The sequence below is a fragment of the Williamsia sp. R60 genome (genome assembly GCF_054063855.1).
This window is the reverse complement of the sequence record NZ_JBSSGR010000001.1, coordinates 1,081,310-1,100,511: the sequence shown is the minus strand read 5'-3', so window position 1 is coordinate 1,100,511 and position 19,202 is coordinate 1,081,310. Positions and strand designations below refer to the sequence as shown.

Annotated in this window: 17 protein-coding genes; 6 read left to right on the top strand and 11 right to left on the bottom strand. The window is 63.8% G+C overall.

The features are described 5' to 3' along the window. Window positions 1-113 precede the first annotated feature (113 nt). On the bottom strand, window positions 114-1,883 hold the full coding sequence (ctaD, locus tag ACVWY6_RS04850; protein ID WP_457536442.1) for an aa3-type cytochrome oxidase subunit I: 1,770 nt from the start codon (window positions 1,881-1,883) through the stop codon (window positions 114-116). 267 nt (window positions 1,884-2,150) lie between these two features. Between ctaD and ACVWY6_RS04845 the strand changes: the two genes are divergently transcribed. Then, window positions 2,151-3,131 (top strand): ABC transporter substrate-binding protein, encoded by a 981-nt coding sequence (locus tag ACVWY6_RS04845; protein ID WP_457536440.1) that lies wholly within the window; start codon window positions 2,151-2,153, stop codon window positions 3,129-3,131. Window positions 3,132-3,249: 118 nt separating this feature from the next. Next, on the top strand, window positions 3,250-3,738 hold the full coding sequence (locus ACVWY6_RS04840; RefSeq protein ID WP_457536439.1) for a beta-class carbonic anhydrase: 489 nt from the start codon (window positions 3,250-3,252) through the stop codon (window positions 3,736-3,738). Between the two features lie 78 nt (window positions 3,739-3,816). On the opposite strand, the gene nrdF is transcribed toward ACVWY6_RS04840, so the two are convergent. The 5 genes from nrdF to ACVWY6_RS04815 form a co-directional block, all read right to left on the bottom strand. Further along, on the bottom strand, window positions 3,817-4,821 hold the full coding sequence (nrdF, locus tag ACVWY6_RS04835; RefSeq protein WP_030163972.1) for a class 1b ribonucleoside-diphosphate reductase subunit beta: 1,005 nt from the start codon (window positions 4,819-4,821) through the stop codon (window positions 3,817-3,819). A 64-nt stretch (window positions 4,822-4,885) separates the two neighbouring features. Further along, window positions 4,886-7,075, bottom strand: a complete 2,190-nt coding sequence (gene nrdE / locus ACVWY6_RS04830; RefSeq protein ID WP_457536438.1) for a class 1b ribonucleoside-diphosphate reductase subunit alpha — start codon at window positions 7,073-7,075, stop codon at window positions 4,886-4,888. Beyond that, complete coding sequence (gene nrdI / locus ACVWY6_RS04825; RefSeq protein WP_457536436.1) at window positions 7,051-7,551, bottom strand: class Ib ribonucleoside-diphosphate reductase assembly flavoprotein NrdI; 501 nt, start codon at window positions 7,549-7,551, stop codon at window positions 7,051-7,053. Before nrdI ends, nrdE begins: the two co-directional genes overlap by 25 nt. 59 nt (window positions 7,552-7,610) lie before the next feature. After that, window positions 7,611-7,862, bottom strand: a complete 252-nt coding sequence (locus ACVWY6_RS04820; RefSeq protein ID WP_030163979.1) for a redoxin NrdH — start codon at window positions 7,860-7,862, stop codon at window positions 7,611-7,613. A gap of 364 nt (window positions 7,863-8,226) precedes the next feature. Then, window positions 8,227-8,802 carry an NADPH-dependent FMN reductase gene (locus ACVWY6_RS04815; protein ID WP_457536434.1) on the bottom strand — a complete coding sequence of 192 codons (576 nt, stop codon included), beginning with the start codon at window positions 8,800-8,802 and terminating at the stop codon, window positions 8,227-8,229. 94 nt (window positions 8,803-8,896) lie between these two features. Between ACVWY6_RS04815 and ACVWY6_RS04810 the strand changes: the two genes are divergently transcribed. Continuing rightward, the gene (locus tag ACVWY6_RS04810; protein WP_457536433.1) at window positions 8,897-9,646 is read left to right on the top strand and encodes a TetR/AcrR family transcriptional regulator; all 750 of its coding nucleotides are present in this window, start codon (window positions 8,897-8,899) and stop codon (window positions 9,644-9,646) included. A gap of 39 nt (window positions 9,647-9,685) precedes the next feature. On the opposite strand, the gene eccB is transcribed toward ACVWY6_RS04810, so the two are convergent. After that, window positions 9,686-11,149: a type VII secretion protein EccB gene (gene eccB / locus ACVWY6_RS04805; protein WP_457536431.1), complete on the bottom strand. Its 1,464-nt coding sequence runs from the start codon at window positions 11,147-11,149 to the stop codon at window positions 9,686-9,688. A gap of 301 nt (window positions 11,150-11,450) precedes the next feature. Here eccB and eccE point away from each other — a divergent pair, with 301 nt between their 5' ends. Continuing rightward, window positions 11,451-13,043 (top strand): type VII secretion protein EccE, encoded by a 1,593-nt coding sequence (gene eccE, locus ACVWY6_RS04800; RefSeq protein WP_457536430.1) that lies wholly within the window; start codon window positions 11,451-11,453, stop codon window positions 13,041-13,043. Between the two features lie 18 nt (window positions 13,044-13,061). Here the strand turns inward: eccE and manA are convergent, their stop codons facing one another. The 3 genes from manA to ACVWY6_RS04785 form a co-directional block, all read right to left on the bottom strand. Beyond that, complete coding sequence (manA, locus tag ACVWY6_RS04795) at window positions 13,062-14,294, bottom strand: mannose-6-phosphate isomerase, class I (RefSeq protein WP_457536428.1); 1,233 nt, start codon at window positions 14,292-14,294, stop codon at window positions 13,062-13,064. Then, complete coding sequence (locus tag ACVWY6_RS04790) at window positions 14,294-15,418, bottom strand: hypothetical protein (RefSeq protein ID WP_457536426.1); 1,125 nt, start codon at window positions 15,416-15,418, stop codon at window positions 14,294-14,296. Before ACVWY6_RS04790 ends, manA begins: the two co-directional genes overlap by 1 nt. Window positions 15,419-15,493: 75 nt before the next feature. Then, a complete protein-coding gene (locus ACVWY6_RS04785) occupies window positions 15,494-16,906 on the bottom strand; it encodes a phosphomannomutase/phosphoglucomutase (protein ID WP_062800865.1) in 1,413 nt (470 codons plus the stop codon). 197 nt (window positions 16,907-17,103) lie between these two features. Between ACVWY6_RS04785 and ACVWY6_RS04780 the strand changes: the two genes are divergently transcribed. Continuing rightward, entirely contained in the window at window positions 17,104-18,174 is a 1,071-nt protein-coding gene (locus ACVWY6_RS04780) for a phosphatase PAP2 family protein (RefSeq protein ID WP_457536424.1), read from the top strand. Here the strand turns inward: ACVWY6_RS04780 and ACVWY6_RS04775 are convergent. Then, the gene (locus ACVWY6_RS04775; RefSeq protein ID WP_189339324.1) at window positions 18,095-18,535 is read right to left on the bottom strand and encodes a DUF3499 domain-containing protein; all 441 of its coding nucleotides are present in this window, start codon (window positions 18,533-18,535) and stop codon (window positions 18,095-18,097) included. The two genes, ACVWY6_RS04780 and ACVWY6_RS04775, sit on opposite strands and share 80 nt — an antisense overlap. Before the next feature lie 74 nt (window positions 18,536-18,609). Here ACVWY6_RS04775 and ACVWY6_RS04770 point away from each other — a divergent pair, with 74 nt between their 5' ends. Continuing rightward, entirely contained in the window at window positions 18,610-19,116 is a 507-nt protein-coding gene (locus ACVWY6_RS04770; protein ID WP_457536422.1) for a metallopeptidase family protein, read from the top strand. Window positions 19,117-19,202 lie beyond the last annotated feature (86 nt).

The window sequence follows — 19,202 nt, the reverse complement described above, 5'->3', positions numbered from 1 at the left end:
TACGAACTGTCGTAGCGCGTCGTCACCAGCCGGCTCGGAAGACCGCACACAACACCGCGGCGGCACTGGTAACCCAGTGCCGCCGCGGCGTGAGAGAACTCAGTTGTGCCTGGTCAGCTCGGATCAGGATCCGTCGACGACTCGTGCGTGCCGACTGTCAAGGGATCACGCTTGGCATGTTCCGCTTTTTCGCTGGCGTGGCCGACGTGTGCTTCTTCACGCATCCGGTCGACCATGTGCGGGTAATGCAACTCGAACGCCGGACGCTCCGAACGGATCCGCGGCAGCTCGGTGAAGTTGTGCCGCGGCGGCGGGCAACTGGTCGCCCACTCCAACGAGTTACCAAAGCCCCACGGATCATCCACCGTCACCACCTCGCCATACCGGTAGCTACGGAACACATTCCACAAGAACGGCAACGTCGACGCACCCAGAATGAACGCACCCACCGTCGACACGATGTTCAACGAGGTGAACCCATCGGTGGACAGATAATCGGCATACCGACGCGGCATACCCTCGTTACCCAACCAGTGCTGCACCAAGAACGTGGTGTGGAAACCGATCATCGTCAACCAGAAGTGGATCTTGCCCAAACGCTCATCAAGCATCCGGCCAGTCATCTTCGGGAACCAGAAATAGATACCGGCATACGTCGCGAACACAATCGTGCCGAACAACACGTAATGGAAGTGCGCCACCACGAAGTAACTGTCAGACAAGTGGAAATCCAACGGCGGGCTCGCCAACAACACACCGGTCAGACCACCGAACAAGAACGTCACCAAAAAGCCCACCGAAAACAGCATCGGCGTCTCGAACGTGATGTGACCCTTCCACATCGTCCCGATCCAGTTGAAGAACTTCACACCCGTCGGCACCGCGATGATGAACGTCATGAACGAGAAGAACGGCAACAGCACAGCCCCGGTGGCATACATGTGATGTGCCCACACCGCCACCGACAGAGCTGCAATCGCCAACGTGGCATAGACGAGTGTCGAGTAGCCGAAGATCGGTTTACGAGAGAAGACCGGGAAGATCTCCGACACGATCCCGAAGAACGGCAACGCAATGATGTACACCTCGGGATGACCGAAGAACCAGAACAAGTGCTGCCACAAAATCGCACCACCATTGGACGGGTCATACAGATGCGCCCCGAACTGCCGATCAACCTCCAACCCCATCAACGCCGCCGTCAACAACGGGAACGCCAGCAGGATCAGCACACTCGTCACCAAAATGTTCCAAGTGAAAATCGGCATCCGGAACATCGTCATACCCGGCGCACGCAAACACACCACCGTCGTGATCATGTTCACCGCACCCAAAATCGTGCCCAGACCCGACACACCCAGACCCAAAATCCACATATCCGCACCCGGACCCGGCGAATGCACCGCATCAGTCAACGGCGTATACGCAGTCCAACCGAAGTCAGCCGCACCACCCGGAGTGATGAACCCGGCAATCGCCACCGTCGAACCGAACACGAACAACCAAAAACTGAACGCATTCAACCGCGGGAACGCCACATCGGGCGCACCGATCTGCAACGGCAACACCACGTTGGCAAACCCGATCACAATCGGCGTCGCATACATCAGCAACATCACCGTGCCATGCATGGTGAACAACTGGTTGTACTGCTCAGTCGACAAGAACTGCAGACCAGGAGCCGTCAACTCCGTACGCATCAGCAACGCCATCAAGCCACCGATGAGGAAAAACGCAAAACACGCAACCAAATACATGATGCCCAGCATCTTGTGATCGGTCGTCGTCAACATCTTGTAGATGAACGAACCCTTGGCACCCGTGCGCTCGGGATAAGGCCGAACCGGAGCCACCTGAGTGGTGGGCTGGTCTACCGCGGTCACTGATCCTCCTGCCTGCGTGGCCTCTCGCCTGCGTCAGGTGCGGAAGGGTGTTCCGCGGAGGACGTTGGGGCGACGGCCATGAATGTGCGCTGATGTTGATCCTAGACCCTCATACGGCCCGCAGCCGATCGGGTCCTACGAACTGTCGTAGTCGATCCGGGGGTCGGCAAACGCGGCTTTCGACATCGGTCTCCACCCGGCGGACCAGTGCTAGTTTGTTCGGGATCCAGCCGTCATCGGGCCGCAACCGAAGAGTGGAAGAGAACTGTGAGCGAAGTGATCCGTCGCCGTCGCGCCCTGGCGACTCTTGCGCTTGCCGCCCTGGTCAGCGCAGGTGTGAGTGGATGCCTCGACTCGTCCGTCCCCGAGGGCGAAGGGTCGATCGTGAAGACGACGACACGCATCGCCTCGGTCGATCTCGCGGACCCCGATCGCGACAAGAACCAGACATGTCAGACACCTGCACCGCTCGACTCCGGCGCCCTCGACCCCACTCGCATCCTGGTCGCGGATCCGAGCCTCCTCGACGCTCTGTGCGCGCTCGGCGTACAGGGCAAGGTGGTCGCATCCACCACCGTCGGCGGCAAACTCCCCTCGTTCATGGGCACAGCGGTGCAGGATCTTCCCACCGTCGGCGAAAAGAGCCGGCCAGACGTCGCACGGGCGGCCGCGAGCAAACCTGACCTCCTCCTGACAGTCGGCGAATCCCCACTCGACGGTGCTGTGGGCTCGGTCCGGACCGTCCAGATCGATCCGGCGCAGGACTGGCAGGAGCGGTTCTCGGCGGTCGCCGAGGCGGTGGGCCGCGGTGACGCGGGCGAGCAACGACTGCAGGCCTACAAAGACGCCGCCAAGACCACCGGCGACCGACTCGGCGCGCGATACAACCAGGCCTCTCTCGTGCGGTTCGGCAAGGACTCCGAGTCGGTGGAGGGCACCGGCGGGTTCGCCGCGAGCGTCCTGACCGACATGGGTGTGCAACGTCCGCCCGGTCAGCGTGAGCCGGAGCCGACGCCGATAGACGACAAGAACTTCGAGATTGCCGACGGCGATGTCATCTACGTCGGATTCGACGGGCCTGCCGGGCTGGAGCACGGCACCTCGGTCCTCGAGAGCGATCGGTGGCGCGACATGGGTGCACCGAGCTGGGGACGCGTTCGCATCGTGGAGGACGAGGTCTGGTTCGGCTCCGGAGGACTGTCGGCGGCGAACTTGGTGCTCTTCAACGTCGGCAACTCACTGGTGTAAGCCCCCCCGTTCACCGGGTTCACCGATGGCATTCGGCCTGATCATGGCGGCGGACTGCGTTGGAATCACCGTGGCTGCAACTCTGTCCGCGCGTTCATGCACCCATGAGCATGAGTGCATGACCGTCACCGACGAATTCCTGGACAACAACCGCGTGTACGCGGCCGACTTCTCCGGTCCCCTGCCCCTTCCACCCAGCAAGCACGTCGCCGTCGTCGCTTGCATGGATGCCCGACTCAACATCTACGGCATCCTCGGACTTGAAGACGGTGAGGCACACGTCATCCGCAACGCCGGCGGCGTGATCACCGACGACGAGATCCGGTCACTCGCCATCAGCCAACGACTGCTCGGTACCACCGAGATCATCCTGATTCACCACACCGACTGCGGCATGCTGACCTTCACCGACGACGACTTCAAACGAGCCATCCAAGATGAGGTCGGCGTGAAGCCGGCATGGTCCGCCGAGGCGTTCAGCGACCTGGACGAAGATGTGCGGCAGTCACTGGCGCGGATCGAGAAGTCCCCGTTCATCACCAAGACGACGTCGTTGCGCGGGTTTGTATTCGATGTCGCCACCGGCAAGCTCAACGAGGTCGGCTGAGTATTCGCTCCACCTACGACAAAACGCTCCGGTTGCGACCGGAGCGTTTTGTCGTAGGTGGAGCGAATGGCCAGTGGGTCAGAACTCCCAGTCTTCGTCTTCGGTGTTGACGGCCTTGCCGATCACGTACGAGCTGCCCGAGCCGGAGAAGAAGTCGTGGTTCTCGTCGGCGTTCGGTGACAGGGCCGACAGGATCGCCGGGTTCACGTCTGTCTCGTCCCGGGGGAACATCGCCTCATAGCCCAGATTCATGAGCGCCTTGTTGGCGTTGTACCGCAGGAACTTCTTGACGTCTTCGCTCAAGCCGACATCGTCGTAAAGCTCTTCGGTGTAATCGGTTTCGTTGTCGTACAGCTCGAAGAGCAGCTCGAAGGTGTAGTCCTTCATCTCCTGACGGCGCTCAGGCGTCTGGGTTTCCAGCGCCCGCTGGTACTTGTAGCCGATGTAGTAGCCGTGCACCGCCTCGTCGCGGATGATCAGCCGGATCAGGTCAGCGGTGTTGGTCAGCTTGGCTCGCGACGACCAGTACATCGGCAGATAGAAGCCGCTGTAGAACAGGAACGACTCGAGCAGCGTGGAGGCCACCTTGCGCTTGAGGGGGTCGTCGCCGCGGTAGTAGTCCATGACGATGCGCGCCTTGGTCTGCACGTACTGGTTCTCTTCGGACCAGCGGAACGCCTCGTCGATGTCCTTGGTGGAGCACAGGGTGGAGAAGATCGAGCTGTAGCTCTTGGCGTGCACCGACTCCATGAACGCGATGTTGGTGAGCACCGCCTCTTCGTGAGGGGTGGTGGCGTCCGGGATCAGGCTGACGGCGCCGACGGTGCCCTGGATGGTGTCGAGGAGCGTCAGACCGGTGAAGACCCGCATGGTGAGCTGCTTCTCGACCTCGGTGAGGGTGCCCCACGACGGGATGTCGTTGGATACCGGCACCTTTTCCGGTAGCCAGAAGTTGCCGGTGAGGCGGTCCCACACCTCGGCATCTTTCTCGTCGGGAACCCGGTTCCAGTTGATCGCCGAGACCCGGCTGACCAGTTTGATCGGTGCTCCGTCGGCCGGCGAATGGCTCTGAGTGGACGTCATCGTTCCTCGCTTACGAGTTCTTCATCATGAAAGTTGTTGTCTGCCAAACACATCGAGACAGCTACTACAGCATGCAGGAGACGCAACCCTCCACCTCGGTGCCCTCGAGAGCCATCTGACGCAGCCGGATGTAGTACAGCGTCTTGATTCCCTTGCGCCATGCGTAGATCTGCGCCTTGTTCACGTCGCGAGTGGTCGCGGTGTCCTTGAAGAACAACGTGAGACTCAGCCCCTGGTCCACGTGCTGGGTGGCTGCGGCGTACGTGTCGATGATCTTCTCGTAGCCGATCTCGTACGCGTCCTGGTAGTAGTCCAGGTTGTCGTTGTCCATGTAAGGCGCCGGGTAGTACACGCGGCCGATCTTGCCCTCTTTGCGGATCTCCACCTTGGCGGCGACCGGGTGGATCGAGCTGGTCGAATGGTTGATGTAGCTGATCGAACCCGTCGGCGGAACGGCCTGCAGGTTCTGGTTGTAGATCCCGTGCTCCTGCACGGACGCCTTCAGCTCACGCCAGTCGTCCTGCGTGGGGATCGCAATCCCGGCCTGCCCGAACATCTCTCGGACCTTGTCGGTCTCCGGCGCCCAGGTGCGGTCGGTGTACTTGTCGAAGAACTCGCCGGTCGCGTACTTCGACCGCTCGAATCCACCGAACGCCTTACCGCGCTCCTTGGCAATGCGGTTCGATGCGCGCAGCGCGTAGAAGAGCACGGTGTAGAAGTAGATGTTCGTGAAGTCGATACCTTCGGGCGATCCGTAGTAGACCCGCTCCCGCGCCAGGTAGCCGTGCAGGTTCATCTGCCCGAGGCCGATGGCGTGTGATTCGTTGTTGCCCTTCTGGATCGAGGGCACCGACGTGATCGCGGTCTGGTCCGACACGGCCGTGAGCCCGCGGATAGCCGTCTCGATGGTGTGCGCGATGTCGGGCGAATCCATCGTCTTGGCGATGTTCAGCGAGCCCAGGTTGCACGAGATGTCCTTGCCGATGTTGGCGTAGGACAGGTCGTCGTTGAACTCCGAGGCCGTGGAGACCTGCAGGATCTCCGAGCACAGGTTGGAGTGGGTGATCTTGCCGTCGATCGGGTTGGCGCGGTTCACCGTGTCCTCGAACATGATGTACGGGTAGCCCGATTCGAACTGTAGCTCGGCCAGCGTCTGGAAGAACTCACGTGCTTTGATCTTGGACTTGCGAATCCGCTTGTCCTCCACCATTTCGTGGTACTTCTCGCTGACGTTGATGTCCGCGAACGGCACACCGTAGATCCGTTCGACGTCGTACGGGCTGAACAGGTACATGTCATCGTTGCGCTTGGCCAGCTCGAAGGTGATGTCAGGGATCACCACACCCAGCGACAGCGTCTTGATGCGGATCTTCTCGTCCGCGTTCTCGCGCTTGGTGTCGAGGAAGCGGTAGATGTCGGGATGGTGCGCATGCAGGTACACCGCACCCGCACCCTGCCGGGCACCGAGCTGGTTGGCGTAACTGAACGAGTCCTCGAGCAGCTTCATGATGGGGATGACACCCGAGCTCTGGTTCTCGATCTTCTTGATCGGGGCACCGTGCTCACGAATGTTGCTCAGCAGCAAGGCCACTCCCCCGCCGCGCTTGGACAGCTGCAGTGCGGAGTTGATCGAGCGCCCGATCGATTCCATGTTGTCTTCGATGCGGAGCAGGAAGCACGACACCGGTTCGCCGCGCTGCTTCTTGCCAGAGTTGAGGAAGGTGGGGGTTGCCGGCTGGAAACGACCTTCGATGATCTCGTCCACAAGGTGACGGGCCAGCGCGGTGTCACCGTCGGCGAGGGTCAACGCCACCATCGACACTCGATCCTCGAACCGCTCGAGGTAACGCTTACCGTCGAACGTCTTCAGCGTGTACGAGGTGTAGTACTTGAACGCGCCCAGGAAAGTCGGGAACCGGAACTTCTTGCTGTAGGCGTGATCGAAGAGCCCCTTGACGAACTCGCGGTCGTACTTCGCCAAAACCTCTGGCTCGTAATAGTTTTCCTCGACGAGGTACTTGAGCTTCTCATCCAGGTTGTGGAAGAAGACGGTGTTCTGGTTGACGTGCTGCAGGAAGTACTGGTTGGCCGCTTCGCGGTCCTTCTCGAACTGGATCTTGCCGTCTGCGTCGTACAGGTTCAGCATCGCGTTGAGCGAGTGGTAGTCCATCTCACCCGGGTTGTGCCCCGACGGGTCGGCATGTGCGCCTGACTTGCTTGCCGAGGTCTCTACTGCGGTTGCGGTTGGCGACACTGTGCTGGCTCCTGTGCGAGTTGATCGAGTGTGAATTGATGGAGGCCGGTGCGGACTCGCTCTACGTCGTCGGCGTCGCCCATCAGCTCGAACCGGTACAGGTACGGCACCTGGCATTTGTTCGAGATGATGTTGCCTGCGAGGCAGAACTCTTCACCGAAATTGGTATTCCCTGCCGCGATGACCGCGGTGATCAGCGAACGGTTGTGTTTGTTGTTCAGAAACTTGATGACCTGCTTGGGAACGAATCCGCCGGGCTCTCCTGACGCCTTCCCACCCCCATAGGTGGGGCAGATCAAGACGTAGTGCTCATCGACGACGAACGTGCCCTCGGGGTCGAACAGGGGGATCCGGACCGCCCGGAGACCGAGCTTCTCGACGAATCGGTGTGTGTTCTCCGAGACGCTCGAGAAGTACACGATCAGCGGGGGGCCATCGGATTCTGCCTCCGCGGAATGTACGGGAATCTTCCCCAATGTCCCGACCTCCGCGATGGTGCTGACGGTAGAGCTAGAAAATGATGAGACGACGTGGATCAGGCTGCGGCTGCGACGAGCGCCTTGATGCGATCCGGACGGAATCCTGACCAGTGGCTGTCGCCGGCGACCACCACGGGCGCCTGCAGGTAACCGAGGGCCATCACGTAGTCGCGGGCCTCGGAATCCTCGGTGATGTCGACGACCTCGTAGTCGAGACCGTTCTTGTCGAGCGCCTTGTAGGTGGCGTTGCACTGCACGCAAGCAGGCTTGGTGTAGACGGTGATCGTTGCGGTGGCCGAAGTAGTCATATCCCAGAACTCCCTGTGTGCGGACCGGCTATCGCTGCCGAAAATGTGTCTCGAGCAGCAAATCGTGTCTTTCGTATCTCGATCTGGCCGGCCTGTCAGTGCTGTTCATAAGAGTCAACCCCGTCGTGCCGTTCAGTGTTCCAAACACTACACCTAGTGTCTGACATTCGGGAGCGACACAACACGTTGCGAATCACATTCATGAAAGTCCCAGGTCGGGAGCTCCGAAAAAATTTGCATCTGGCGTGTCTCGGCGTGTCGTTCGTCACATGTCGCGCCGAATACGAACGGACCGCCGCCGCGAGTCGATCGATCTCGCCACGGCGGTCCGTCAGAGGTGTTGTCGGCTGTGCGAACCCCGCCCTCAGGCGGCGACGGTGGCGTCGACGGCATCGACCAGCACCGTGACAGCGTGCCGCAGCTGATCGACCACCTCGGGCACTTCGGCCACCGGCTTGCCGTCCAGCTTGCCGATGGTGAGGTGCAGTTCGACGTCCTCGACCACCCGGCCTCCGGCGATACCCACCGACCGGCTGGTGTCGTCGTGTGACCACTTCCCGCCGAACTGCGCGAGCGCTGCGCCCAGCACTCCGACCGGCTTACCGGTGAGGGCGCCGGCGCCGTACGGACGTGACAGCCAGTCGATGGCGTTCTTGAGCACCGCCGGAATGGTGCCGTTGTACTCAGGGGTGACGATCAGTACGGCGTCCGCCTCTCCCACGGTCCGGCGCACTCTGGCAACCTCGGCATCAACCGGTTCGATGTCGAGGTCCTCGTTGTAGAACGGCAACAGTTCCAGACCCGAGTACACGTCCACCGCGACGTCGGCCGGCGAGTTGTCCGCGGCCACGCGCGCCAGCTCGCGATTCACCGACTCGCGTCGCAGGCTTCCGACCAGCACCACGATCTTCGTCGATTCCGTTTTGTTCTCGTTTGTCACTGCTCTTCCTCCACGATTGATTCGACCTACGATCGACTCAACCGGACCATGGTCCGAATAATTCCGTCACCGCAGCAGGCGTTACAGTCAAGGTGTGTCAAAGCCCGCACGGCACCCGGCACCCGGGGCGAACTCCGAGCAGTCCAGCGCGACGCGCGCCGAGCTGCCGTTGATCGATGCCCCCACCACACCTCGACCGCCTCTTCCCCTCTCGCTGACCGAACGCCATCCTGCCGCAATCCCCCTCGTCGAAGACCAGGAGCCGGAACGGGCCGATGCCGCTCGCAACCGTCAGCTGCTGATGGAGGCCGCGACCCGCCTCATCGAATCGTGCGGCGCGTCGGCGGTCACCATGGACGCGGTCGCACGCGAGGCGGGCGTAGGCAAAGGCACCGTCTTTCGCCGATTCGGGAACCGGTCGGGCCTGATGCTCGCGCTGCTCAACCACTCCGAGAAGCAGTTGCAACAAGCCTTCCTCACCGGCCCGGCACCACTCGGCCCCGGGGACCCGGGCCAGAAGGTCGACCCATTGGACCGATTGATCGCATTCGGCCGCGCCCGCCTGACGACGGCAGCGGCACACCTCGATGTATTGCTCGAAGCCGAGGACACCGGACCGCAGCGGTTCAGCCATCCCACCCGGACCGTTGTGGTCACCCACACGCGAATGCTGCTCACACAGATGGGCTTTCGCGGCAATCTCGAACTCATGTGCATTGCGGTGCTGGCACCACTGGAGGCGCCGGCCATCCATCACATGCTCCACAACGACCACATGTCCCTCGGTCAGATCGCTGACCGCTGGGAAGAACTCGTGCGGGCGTTGACACCGCCGCGACGCTGAGGTCGCTGGACACATCGAGGACGCCCCGAATCGATCCGTCTAGTTGCCGGGTGGTTCGAACTGCGCGCCGGCCAGATTCGGTGCGATGCCATCGTGGGACACCAGTGCGTCGTATTGGTTCAGTGTCGGCCCGACGGCGAGCAGTGAGATGACCGACCATGGGGCCGGGAGCGGATCTCGTCCGAGTCCGATGACATCGGCGGTCGCAGCGTCGGGGACGCCGAAACGAACCCCCGAATCGTTGACGTAGAAAAGGGATTCGGCTCGCGTGCTGTCGGGTTCCGATCCCGTCGCCTTGATGTAGTGTCCGCGTCCGGGGGTGACGAACGCCGCGTCGAGACCCGGGCCGGAACCGTCGGCGCCGCTGAGCGGAACCGGCTTGTCGCGTGGCCTCAGCGGCAGGACGGAACCGAGCAGCGTCCGTAGCGACGCCTCGTGGTCGTCCACCGACCGTGACCAGGCCGCACATACGACGGGGTCGGCCGTGGCGTCCGCGAATCGTGGCGGTGCCGTCGGAAAGTCGTCTGTGGGGAGAATGCTGACCGTCTCCACCCCTGTCAGAGCGCCGGGATTGAGTGTCGGCACAGTGTCGGCACCCGATCGATCGGCCTGCCGGATGATCTCAGCGGCGACCTCACCGATCCGCTGCACTCCTTGCGTCAACGCCACATAAAACGTCGCCTCTCCCGACAGTGCTGTCACCTTGAACACCGATCCGACGGGGGTGTCCCGGCCGAGAGCCGAAGGGGCACCCCGATTCGAAATGTCGGGCACCGCAATGGGATCGGTCTCCGGGAAGGCATTGAGGATCCCCGAGCTGACCGCGCGCACCTCGGCGTGGTCGAGATCGAGAGCTCGGCGTACCGGCACGCTCTCGGTGTCGACGCGGGATCGGCGCCCGGCACCGATCAGGTGGACCTGCCCCGCGGAGGAGACGAGAACGGCCTCGTCCCCGGGTCCGTCGGCTCCGTCGGCCAAACGGATCTGATCGCCGAGTACGGGGGCCACGCCTTGCACGGTGGTGGTGACCTGACCGGCCGACGTCGTGTCGCAGACAACCCAGTCCGAACGTTTCGTGTCGGCGGGGCCGGGCAGCGCCGCGGGCGCTCCAGGGATTCCGAGAAGCGGGCCGCGGGCGTATCCCGTCAACTTCTTCTCGCCGACCGACTTCGGGGACTCGTCGCTGCCGGTGATCAAACGTGCCGACGCGAGATTGAGGACAGGGTGCAGGCGGCCGTCCAGGACCACATACATCGCGCCGGCCTTCTTGCTGATGATGATCTGCGACTTACCAACGGAGCCTTGCGGTTTGATCAACCCGTATACCCCGAAGCCGGCGAGCACCAGTATCGCGAGTACCAATCCGACCATGAGCGACCGCAGCTGCGACCGCATCGGGTCGTGCAACATCCGCACGTCCCGACGGATCAGCGCATGCTCGAGTCTGCGCAGTAAAAAGCGGTATCCGTTGACCTGAGCCTTCGTCGTCAATTGAGCCGGCATGCCGTCCCCCCATCTCCCCGGCGTGTAGCGTATAGCACCATTGGGCTGGCGGAGACGTAGCGCAGCGGAGCTCGACCAGAGTGGCGGAGACGCAGCGCAGCGGAGCTCGACCAGAGTGACGGAGACGTAGCGCAGCGGAGCTCGACCAGAGTGACGGAGACGTAGCGCAGCGGAGCTCGACCAGACTTGCAGGAGACGTAGCGCAGCGGAGCTCGACCATATGCAATAGACGTATCGCAACCGGGGGGATGCGAGCGGGGCTCGGCCATGACGTGCGGTGTTGATGATTCTTGGGGGGATCATGAAGGTAGTGGTCGCGATCGAAGTTCTGATCGCTGGGGCGTTGGTGTTGTCTCACGACGTGGGCGGTCTCTGGTGGGCAGGGATCGCGGCGGCATTCGCGTTGTCCGCGACGCTTGTCGCGCTACCGGGCCGTATGTCGCTGGCGGAGCGCACCGGTTTGCGACTGGGCCTGTGGCGCAGAAGGCTTATCGGTGCAGCGGAGTCGGACGGTTCGAAACCGGATCAGGCACCGTTCGACATACCCGTATCCGGATCGAACGCGATCGGTGCACGTTGGGACGGAACGGCTCTGGTCACGGTGGTGCGCATCGACACTCCCCCACCCACCTTGAGTTTCCTCGACCCCAGCGGTTGTCGCGGCCTTCCGCCGATCCCCCTGGCTGCCCTCGCCGAGTGCGTTCGCCAGTTCGACATCCGCCTGGAGTCGGTGGATGTGATCAGTCACGGGATACGCACTCACGGCACCGGGCCGGTGGCCCAGGTCTACCGGCGCACGCTGGGCCCGTTGCCTGCCACCGCATATCGGTCGGTGCTTGTTGTGCTGCGGCTGGACCCGTCGCACTGTCCGGACGCCGTCGCACGTCGGGGTGGTGGTTCCGAAGGCGCTCTGCGTACCGCGATGATCGCGACCCGGCGGGTAGCCAACCGGCTTGCGGGACAGGGTTTGTCGGCCAGCATTCTCACGGCGGCGCAGATCACCGCCGCGACCGGCCACCTCGCTCACGGCGCCGACACCGGTGAGGTGCGCGAAGACTGGGATGCGGTGACCTCCGATCGGCTGCGCATGTGTACGTATGCGGTCGATCCCGACCACCTCGACGAGGTCCTCGACGCGGTATGGGCCGTTCCGTCGATCTCCACGACGGTGACAATGCGATTGTCGCCGACAGGTCCGGGCGAGGTCGCGATGCGGACGCTCGTCCGGTTCAACTCTGCGTCCCTTGATCATTCGGCGATCACCGGGTTGATCGAGTTGCCCGGCCGTCAGCGCTCAGCGCTCGCGGCAAGTCTGCCGGTGGGGGCTGCCGCCGAACTACCCCCGATCGGTAGGCAGACGGTGCCGTTCGAATCCCTGTCCGATGTGACCCTGTCGGCAACGGGCTGCGGTCAGCTCATCGGGGCGGACCACGCAGGCCGGGCCGTTGCGGTCGACCTGCTGGGTGGTCCTGCGCACCGGGTGTCGATCGCCGGCGGCCTACACCTGGCTCAGCAGGTGTTGTTGCGCGCCATCGCAGTCGGCGCTCGAGTCCTCGTCTACACCGATCATGGCGCCGTCTGGCAACAATTTGTCACCGCCGTCGGGGATCCAGGTCTCCTCGCACTCGCAGGAGGGCGAAACCCCCAGGGTCAGTACACCGTGGCGGTCTTTCATGGCGTCGCACCGGCGCCCGTCGATGCTCCGACAGTGATCACCGTGGTTCCTCCCGGCTCACCGGGTGAACCGGCCGACGTCCGGCTGGAACAGAATGAAGCCGCTCCTCAAGACATCTGGGTTGCCACACCCACCGGCAGCGCAATGGTGACGATGGTCGCGACGCCGGATGAGATGGCATTCATCGGCAGTACGCTGCCGGTTCCTTCAAGAGTCTGACCACGTCGAACCGGACGGCTAGTGTCCGGGTACCAACCCTCGGAAGAATGTGGTGTGCGCCGATGCCGCATGCACAATGACGTCGGGATCATTGTCACCCAGCCACGCCGCCCGACCTTGCGGCACCACCAGATGACCTGATGGACCCCTCAGTTCGATCGAACCCGTTGTACACAGCAGAATCTGCGGACCGGGAACGTCGAAGAGGATCGACGACGGCCTGCGTAGACCGGTCCCGTCGAGTTCCACCTTCGACAGTCTGAACTCCGCCGCCGGTGTCTGGTAGATCAGTTCGGAGTTCAAGGTGTGGATCGAGGGAGCGATGTCGCCCGGAGCGACCGGGGTGAAGTCGAGGACGCGCAACAACTCGGGGACATCGACGTGTTTGGGGGTGAGACCACCGCGAAGGACGTTGTCGGAGTTGGCCATCACTTCCACAGCGGTGCCCCAGAGGTAGGCATGGAGATTGCCGGCCGGGAGATACAGGCCTTCCCCCGGCGCGAGCGTGACCCGATTGAGCAGGAGCACAGCGAGAACGCCAGGGTCGAGCGGGTAGTTCTCGCCGATCTCCAGCACGGTGCGGGCCTCGGCCGCGAAGCGGTCCTGCCCTGATTCGAGATACCGGATGGCCCCGGCCAGAACGGCCGGGATGAGAGTGGACAACGCCGACTCGGGCAGGGTGATCCAGGTGGTGAACAGTGCCCGCAGACCTTGCGAGTCCGGTTGACCGGCAATCATTCCGAGGTGACTGTCCAGCTCGGGAACCTGCAGCACGCGCAGCAGGTCGACGGTCTCGCGCACGTCACGGAAGCCGGCCAGGGCGTGGAATTCGCTCAGTGCCACGACGAGTTCGGGCTTGTGGTTCTCGTCGCGGTAATTGCGGTCCGGTGCACCCACATCGATGCCACGCTCGTTCTCTCGCGCGAACCCTTCTTTGGCCTGCTGCAGACTGGGGTGGGCCTGCAGTGACAACGGTTCCTCGGCGGCAAGGATCTTCATCAGGAACGGCAGACGCCCGTCGTACCGTTCGGCACAGAGAGTGCCGAGTTCTGCGCGCGGATCGGCGTCGATGACCTCCAAGAGCGTGTTCTCGCGCGCGTCATCACGAACGATCGCGGGCGCTGCCGGGTGGGCCCCGAACCACAACTCGGCCTCCGGATGCGCGCTGGGTGTGGGCATTCCGCGCAGGGCCGCTATCGCAGTACGCGATCCCCAGGCATAGGGACGGACGACACCATCGAGCAGGCGCATCAACGATCCCCGACCAGCCGCAGGTAGGCACCCGCCATGTCGACCCTCAATCCCAAGATCATCAGTGGCACAATATCTTCCAGCCCACTTGGCGCCGGCCCGTCGGCATGTGTGCCGGGCGCCGGCTGACCGCCGACCGGTGGAGACGCGGGGCCACTGGTCACCACGTCGGCATCCGGCAGCACTCCGAGGCGACGACGGATCTGCCACTCGCGATCGGGGGTGGTCAACACTTGTACCCGGACCTGTTGTCCGGCGACCGGCCCGTCGATCTGCGCGTCGTGAAAGATGGGATCGTAGTCCGGCGACAGCGCTCCACCCCCTTTGGCCAACACCGGTGCCGCCGCCAGCACGTCGCCGAGATCCGTTGCCGTACTGACGATCCCGGCACTGGCGAAGACGCTCCTCGACGCGTGCACGGCGAGCGCAAGCGCGGCCGGGGTGTCTGCCGCCCATACTGTGGGATGCCCGACCAACCGCGCCGCCAATTCCTTTGCGGCATTGTGGAACAGCTCGTTGGCGGGGTGGTTCCCGGCAGCTTCGGTGTCGAGCTGATCGGCGAGCGCTTCGAGGTCGGGGTGGCGGCCGGTCACCCGGACCGATTGCAGACCGGCGAGAACGGCCAGGTAGGCGCACACATAGTGGGTGAAGCGGAAACGCGCTGGCACCGGAACCCGCGGCGACATGTCCAGCACCCGCCCGGCCAGCGCGTCGCGCAACGGTCCCTCCACAGGTCCGGCGACAACAACCTCTGACTGCCGGCGTCCGGCACGGGCCGCCGCGTCGGCGAGCCTGGGATCGCCGGCATCGTCACCGGCGATCACGACCACGTCGAGAGGACCCACCCACGACGGAACCGTTTCGGTCTTGATCAGTGGAACGTCGATGTGGGGCGCGGCCAGTGCCAGAACCAAGGCCGCCGCTCGTCCGGCCGGCCCGGCGCCACAGACGATCACCACGGCGCGTGGCCGTAGGTGGCCCAGAGGCTCCAGAACGCCTTCGCTGTGGGCTGCCGACACTGCGCGGCACTGCGCACCGGCCAGGGCCGAAGCGGGCAGCAGACCGTCGACGTCTGCGTCGAGCAGTGCGGCGACGTCGTCGAGATCTGGAGCTCCGGTCAACATGAGACCAGACTAATGGTCGGCACCCGTTCGGGAGCGGAAGAATTGCCGTCCGAGCCGCCCCGCACCGCGGTCTGCTCAGCCCCGCACCACCCCGAGGATGCGGTCGACCAGCTCGTTCACCCGCTCCGCGGTCGGCGCCTCGACGTTGAGCCGCAGCAGGGGCTCGGTGTTGGAGGCACGCAGATTGAACCAGGACCCATCTGCGAGATCCACGGTGACGCCGTCCATCCGGGTGGTCTCGGTGATCTCGTCACCGAAATCCGCGAGAACGGCAGCCGTGCGTGCGACCTGGTCGTCGACCGTTGAGTTGATTTCTCCTGAGCTCTTGTAACGCTCGTAACGCGCCATCATCGCCGACAGCGGCTGATCTGAGGCACCAAGCGCGGCAAGCACGTGCAACGCCGCGAGCAGCCCTGAGTCGGCGTTCCAGAAGTCCTTGAAGTAGTAGTGCGCGGAGTGTTCACCGCCGAACACCGCACCGGTGTCGGCCATCTCCTGCTTGATGAACGAATGCCCAACACGGGTCACCACCGGCGTCCCGCCCAGCTCTGTGACCAGCTCGGGAACCGCGCGTGAAGTGATCAGATTGTGAATCACGATGGCGCCCGGATTCTTTGCGAGCTCACGTTCGGCCACCAGCGCGGTCACCGCCGACGGCGACACGGGTTCACCCAGCTCATCGACCACGAAACAGCGGTCGGCGTCCCCGTCGAAGGCCAGCCCGATGTCGGCCCCGGTCTCGCGGACATACGCCTGCAGGTCCACCAGGTTCTTCGGATCCAGGGGGTTGGCCTCGTGGTTGGGAAATGTTCCGTCCAGCTCGAAGTAGAGTGAACGCACGGTGAACGCCTCAGATCCGCCGAGGACCACCGGAACTGTGTGACCACCCATGCCATTGCCCGCATCCACGGCGACCGTCAGATGCCGCAGACCGGAAAGATCGACGAGCTTGTGCAGATACGCCGCATAGTCCGCCAACACATCGCGCTCGGTCAGGGTTCCCCTGGTGCTCTCGGGGGCCGCCGTGCCGTCCACCCCGTGCACCAGCTCGCGCGAGATGGTGGCCAGTCCGGTGTCCTGACCGACAGGTTTTGCACCGGCGCGGCACAGTTTGATGCCGTTGTACCGAGCCGGGTTGTGACTCGCGGTGAACATGGCGCCGGGCCGATCCAGGAATCCCGACGCGAAGTACAGCTGGTCGGTGGACGCGAGGCCGATCATCGTGACGTCCAGCCCCTCGGCCAGTGCACCGTCCGCGAAGGCAGCGGCCAGTTCCGGCGACGACTCCCGCATGTCGTGGCCCACCACCAATCCCAACTGGCCCTCGGTGCGCATGAGGCGGCCGAACGAAGCTCCCACGCTCCTGACGAACTCCGAGTCGATCTGTTCGCCGACGAGACCACGTACGTCGTAGGCCTTGATGACGGCGCTGACCAACTCGGGGCTGAACAGCTGTGCGGGACGATCCACGGAATGGCTCCTTCTCATCGGGTGCATGTGCATCCATTGGAACTGGCGAAAAACTGCTCGGTCGACACCGGGGTCGCCGCGCAATCATGACCGAACTGCAGAGCCCCCAAAAAACTGACGACCCTGTTACATCTTGGTACGCCCGAACCCGATTCGCCGAGTTCGCGGCGGCGCGTCTGGTTTCCGAGAGAGTGAACCTGGTCCTCGTCCGTCGCGTGACGGTCACCATCTGGGCCGCCACGATCATCGTGCTGCTGGCCACCAGGACCATGTCGTTCGGCCGATCGTACGTTCTCGTGGCCCTCGGGCTCGGGCTTGCCGCGGCATCCATCGGACGACGGAACATCCTGTCGGTGGTGCGCGACTGGCTGCCGTTCGGTGTGCTGCTGGCGGTCTACGACTCCACTCGCGGTATCGCCGCCTTCCTCGGGATGCCGACCCAGTGGCACCTCGCGGTGGACGCGGACCGGTGGATGTTCCACGTCGTGCCGACCGTGTGGCTGCAAGAACACCTCAAGATGGCCGAGGCGCAGTGGTGGGAGGTGTTCACGAGCTTCGTGTACATGTCCTACTTCATCGTTCCGTACGCGGTCGCCGGCTTCCTGTGGCTCAAAGATCGTCTGCAGTGGCGTAGGTTCGTCTTGCGGCTCATCAGTATCTTCTTCATCGGGTTGATCGGCTACATCCTGGTGCCTGCCGCACCGCCATGGGCGGCGGCCAAATGCACCCCGGCCGAGGTCGCCGACGGATCGGCATTCCCGCTCTGCATCACCCAGCCCGTCGAAGACGCCCCCGACGGCGGCCTGCTGGGCCCGGTGCAGCCGAGGCACGATGGCGCCCAGCCGTATGTCGAGCGCATATCCAGTCGCGGTTGGGACGTCCTGCACATCGGACCCGTCCGTGAGGTGCTCGAGGTCGGGCAGAAGAAGTCGAACCAGGTGGCCGCGATCCCGTCGCTACACGCCGGGGTCACAGCACTGCTGGCCATGTTCATGTGGGGCCGCACCCGTGCGTTCGGACGCACGATGTACACCGGATACGCACTGGTGATGGCATTCACGCTGGTGTATTCGGCCGAGCACTACGTGATCGACCTCTTCCTCGGCTGGGGCCTGGCAGCGCTCGTCATGGTTGGTTGCCACTACGGCGAGCGGGCGTGGACGAACCGCAAAGACCGACGGCTACAGGCGGATTCGCAGGCAGCGTTCAGTCGACAGGATCAGGCAGTACTCGAAGGTGCCCGCGGCGACCTGGTCGAGGACGAGGGAGCGGATCGGGTCCGCTGAGCGAACCGTTGCCGCGAGGCGCGGGGCGCTCATGGGATCCGATCGACTCGCCGGCACGTACGGGCGACGAGCGGGGCACCAGTCCCCCACCGCCGGCTGCCTCACGAACAGCCTCGGCAAGAGCGGTCAGATCGTCCTCGTCCCGCAGAGGCTGGGCGAACCCGCCCTCACTGCGCAACATCTCCCACCCCCGCGGCACGGTGATCCGGGTGGCGTGCGTGTCACACAGATCCCACGAATGCGGTTCGGCCGAGGTCGCCAGCGGACCGACCACCGCGGTCGAGTCCGAATACACAAAAGTCAGAGTTGCCACCGCCGGATTGGCGCAACCGGGCCTGGAACACTGACGTGGGAGCCTCACGGAGGAAGATTATCCCGACCGACTGGCGGGTCGTAGCAGGACACACCGTCCGCGACTGCCTAGACTTGCGCTCTATGGCTCCCATTCGTCCTCCGCTGGCACGACCGCGGCGCCGGCGAACCTCACGTGGTGTGCCCCGGGTCCGTGATCGGCGGGGCCGCGGACTGCGTTCGACGTTGCTGCCCACCCACGTCCCCGCCTGGACCAGTCGGGCACAGTCGTTCGATGCGGTGGTGCTCGAGGCGTTCGCCGAGATCGACGCGCGTTGGCACGCCCGGTTGACCGATCTGGACATCGCGGTGGACGACGTGCCGAGGATGCTTCCGCGCGACCCCGAGACCGTTCAATGGCCGGTGGAGGTGACGGCCGATGGCCCGATCCCTCTTGCGCGGCTCATCCCGTCCGGTATGGACTCGCAGGGGCGAGCCACGAAGGCGCGCATATTGTTGTTCCGCCGCCCGCTGGAGAGCAGGGCGAAAAAGGGTGCAGATCTGCTCGACCTCGTGCACGAGGTCCTGGTGCAGCAGGTCGCAGCACACCTCGGTGTCGACGAGGACACGATCGATCCGCCACCGACCTGAGAGGCGTTGAGCAGACCCACTCTTGCCGGGTCTGTCGACGGCTTCGGAGCAGACGCCCCGAGCTCACAGAGCGGGGGGTGCAGAGA

Excerpts from the sequence above, each read along its gene's own strand:
- ACVWY6_RS04840 (WP_457536439.1), top strand. The coding sequence starts at position 3,250 with ATGACCGTCACCGACGAATTCCTGGACAACAACCGCGTGTACGCGGCC.
- nrdF (WP_030163972.1), bottom strand. The coding sequence starts at position 4,821 with ATGACGTCCACTCAGAGCCATTCGCCGGCCGACGGAGCACCGATCAAA.
- ACVWY6_RS04820 (WP_030163979.1), bottom strand. The coding sequence starts at position 7,862 with ATGACTACTTCGGCCACCGCAACGATCACCGTCTACACCAAGCCTGCT.
- eccB (WP_457536431.1), bottom strand. The coding sequence starts at position 11,149 with ATGCCGGCTCAATTGACGACGAAGGCTCAGGTCAACGGATACCGCTTT.
- eccE (WP_457536430.1), top strand. The coding sequence starts at position 11,451 with ATGAAGGTAGTGGTCGCGATCGAAGTTCTGATCGCTGGGGCGTTGGTG.
- manA (WP_457536428.1), bottom strand. The coding sequence starts at position 14,294 with ATGCGCCTGCTCGATGGTGTCGTCCGTCCCTATGCCTGGGGATCGCGT.
- ACVWY6_RS04790 (WP_457536426.1), bottom strand. The coding sequence starts at position 15,418 with ATGTTGACCGGAGCTCCAGATCTCGACGACGTCGCCGCACTGCTCGAC.
- ACVWY6_RS04785 (WP_062800865.1), bottom strand. The coding sequence starts at position 16,906 with ATGAGAAGGAGCCATTCCGTGGATCGTCCCGCACAGCTGTTCAGCCCC.
- ACVWY6_RS04770 (WP_457536422.1), top strand. The coding sequence starts at position 18,610 with ATGGCTCCCATTCGTCCTCCGCTGGCACGACCGCGGCGCCGGCGAACC.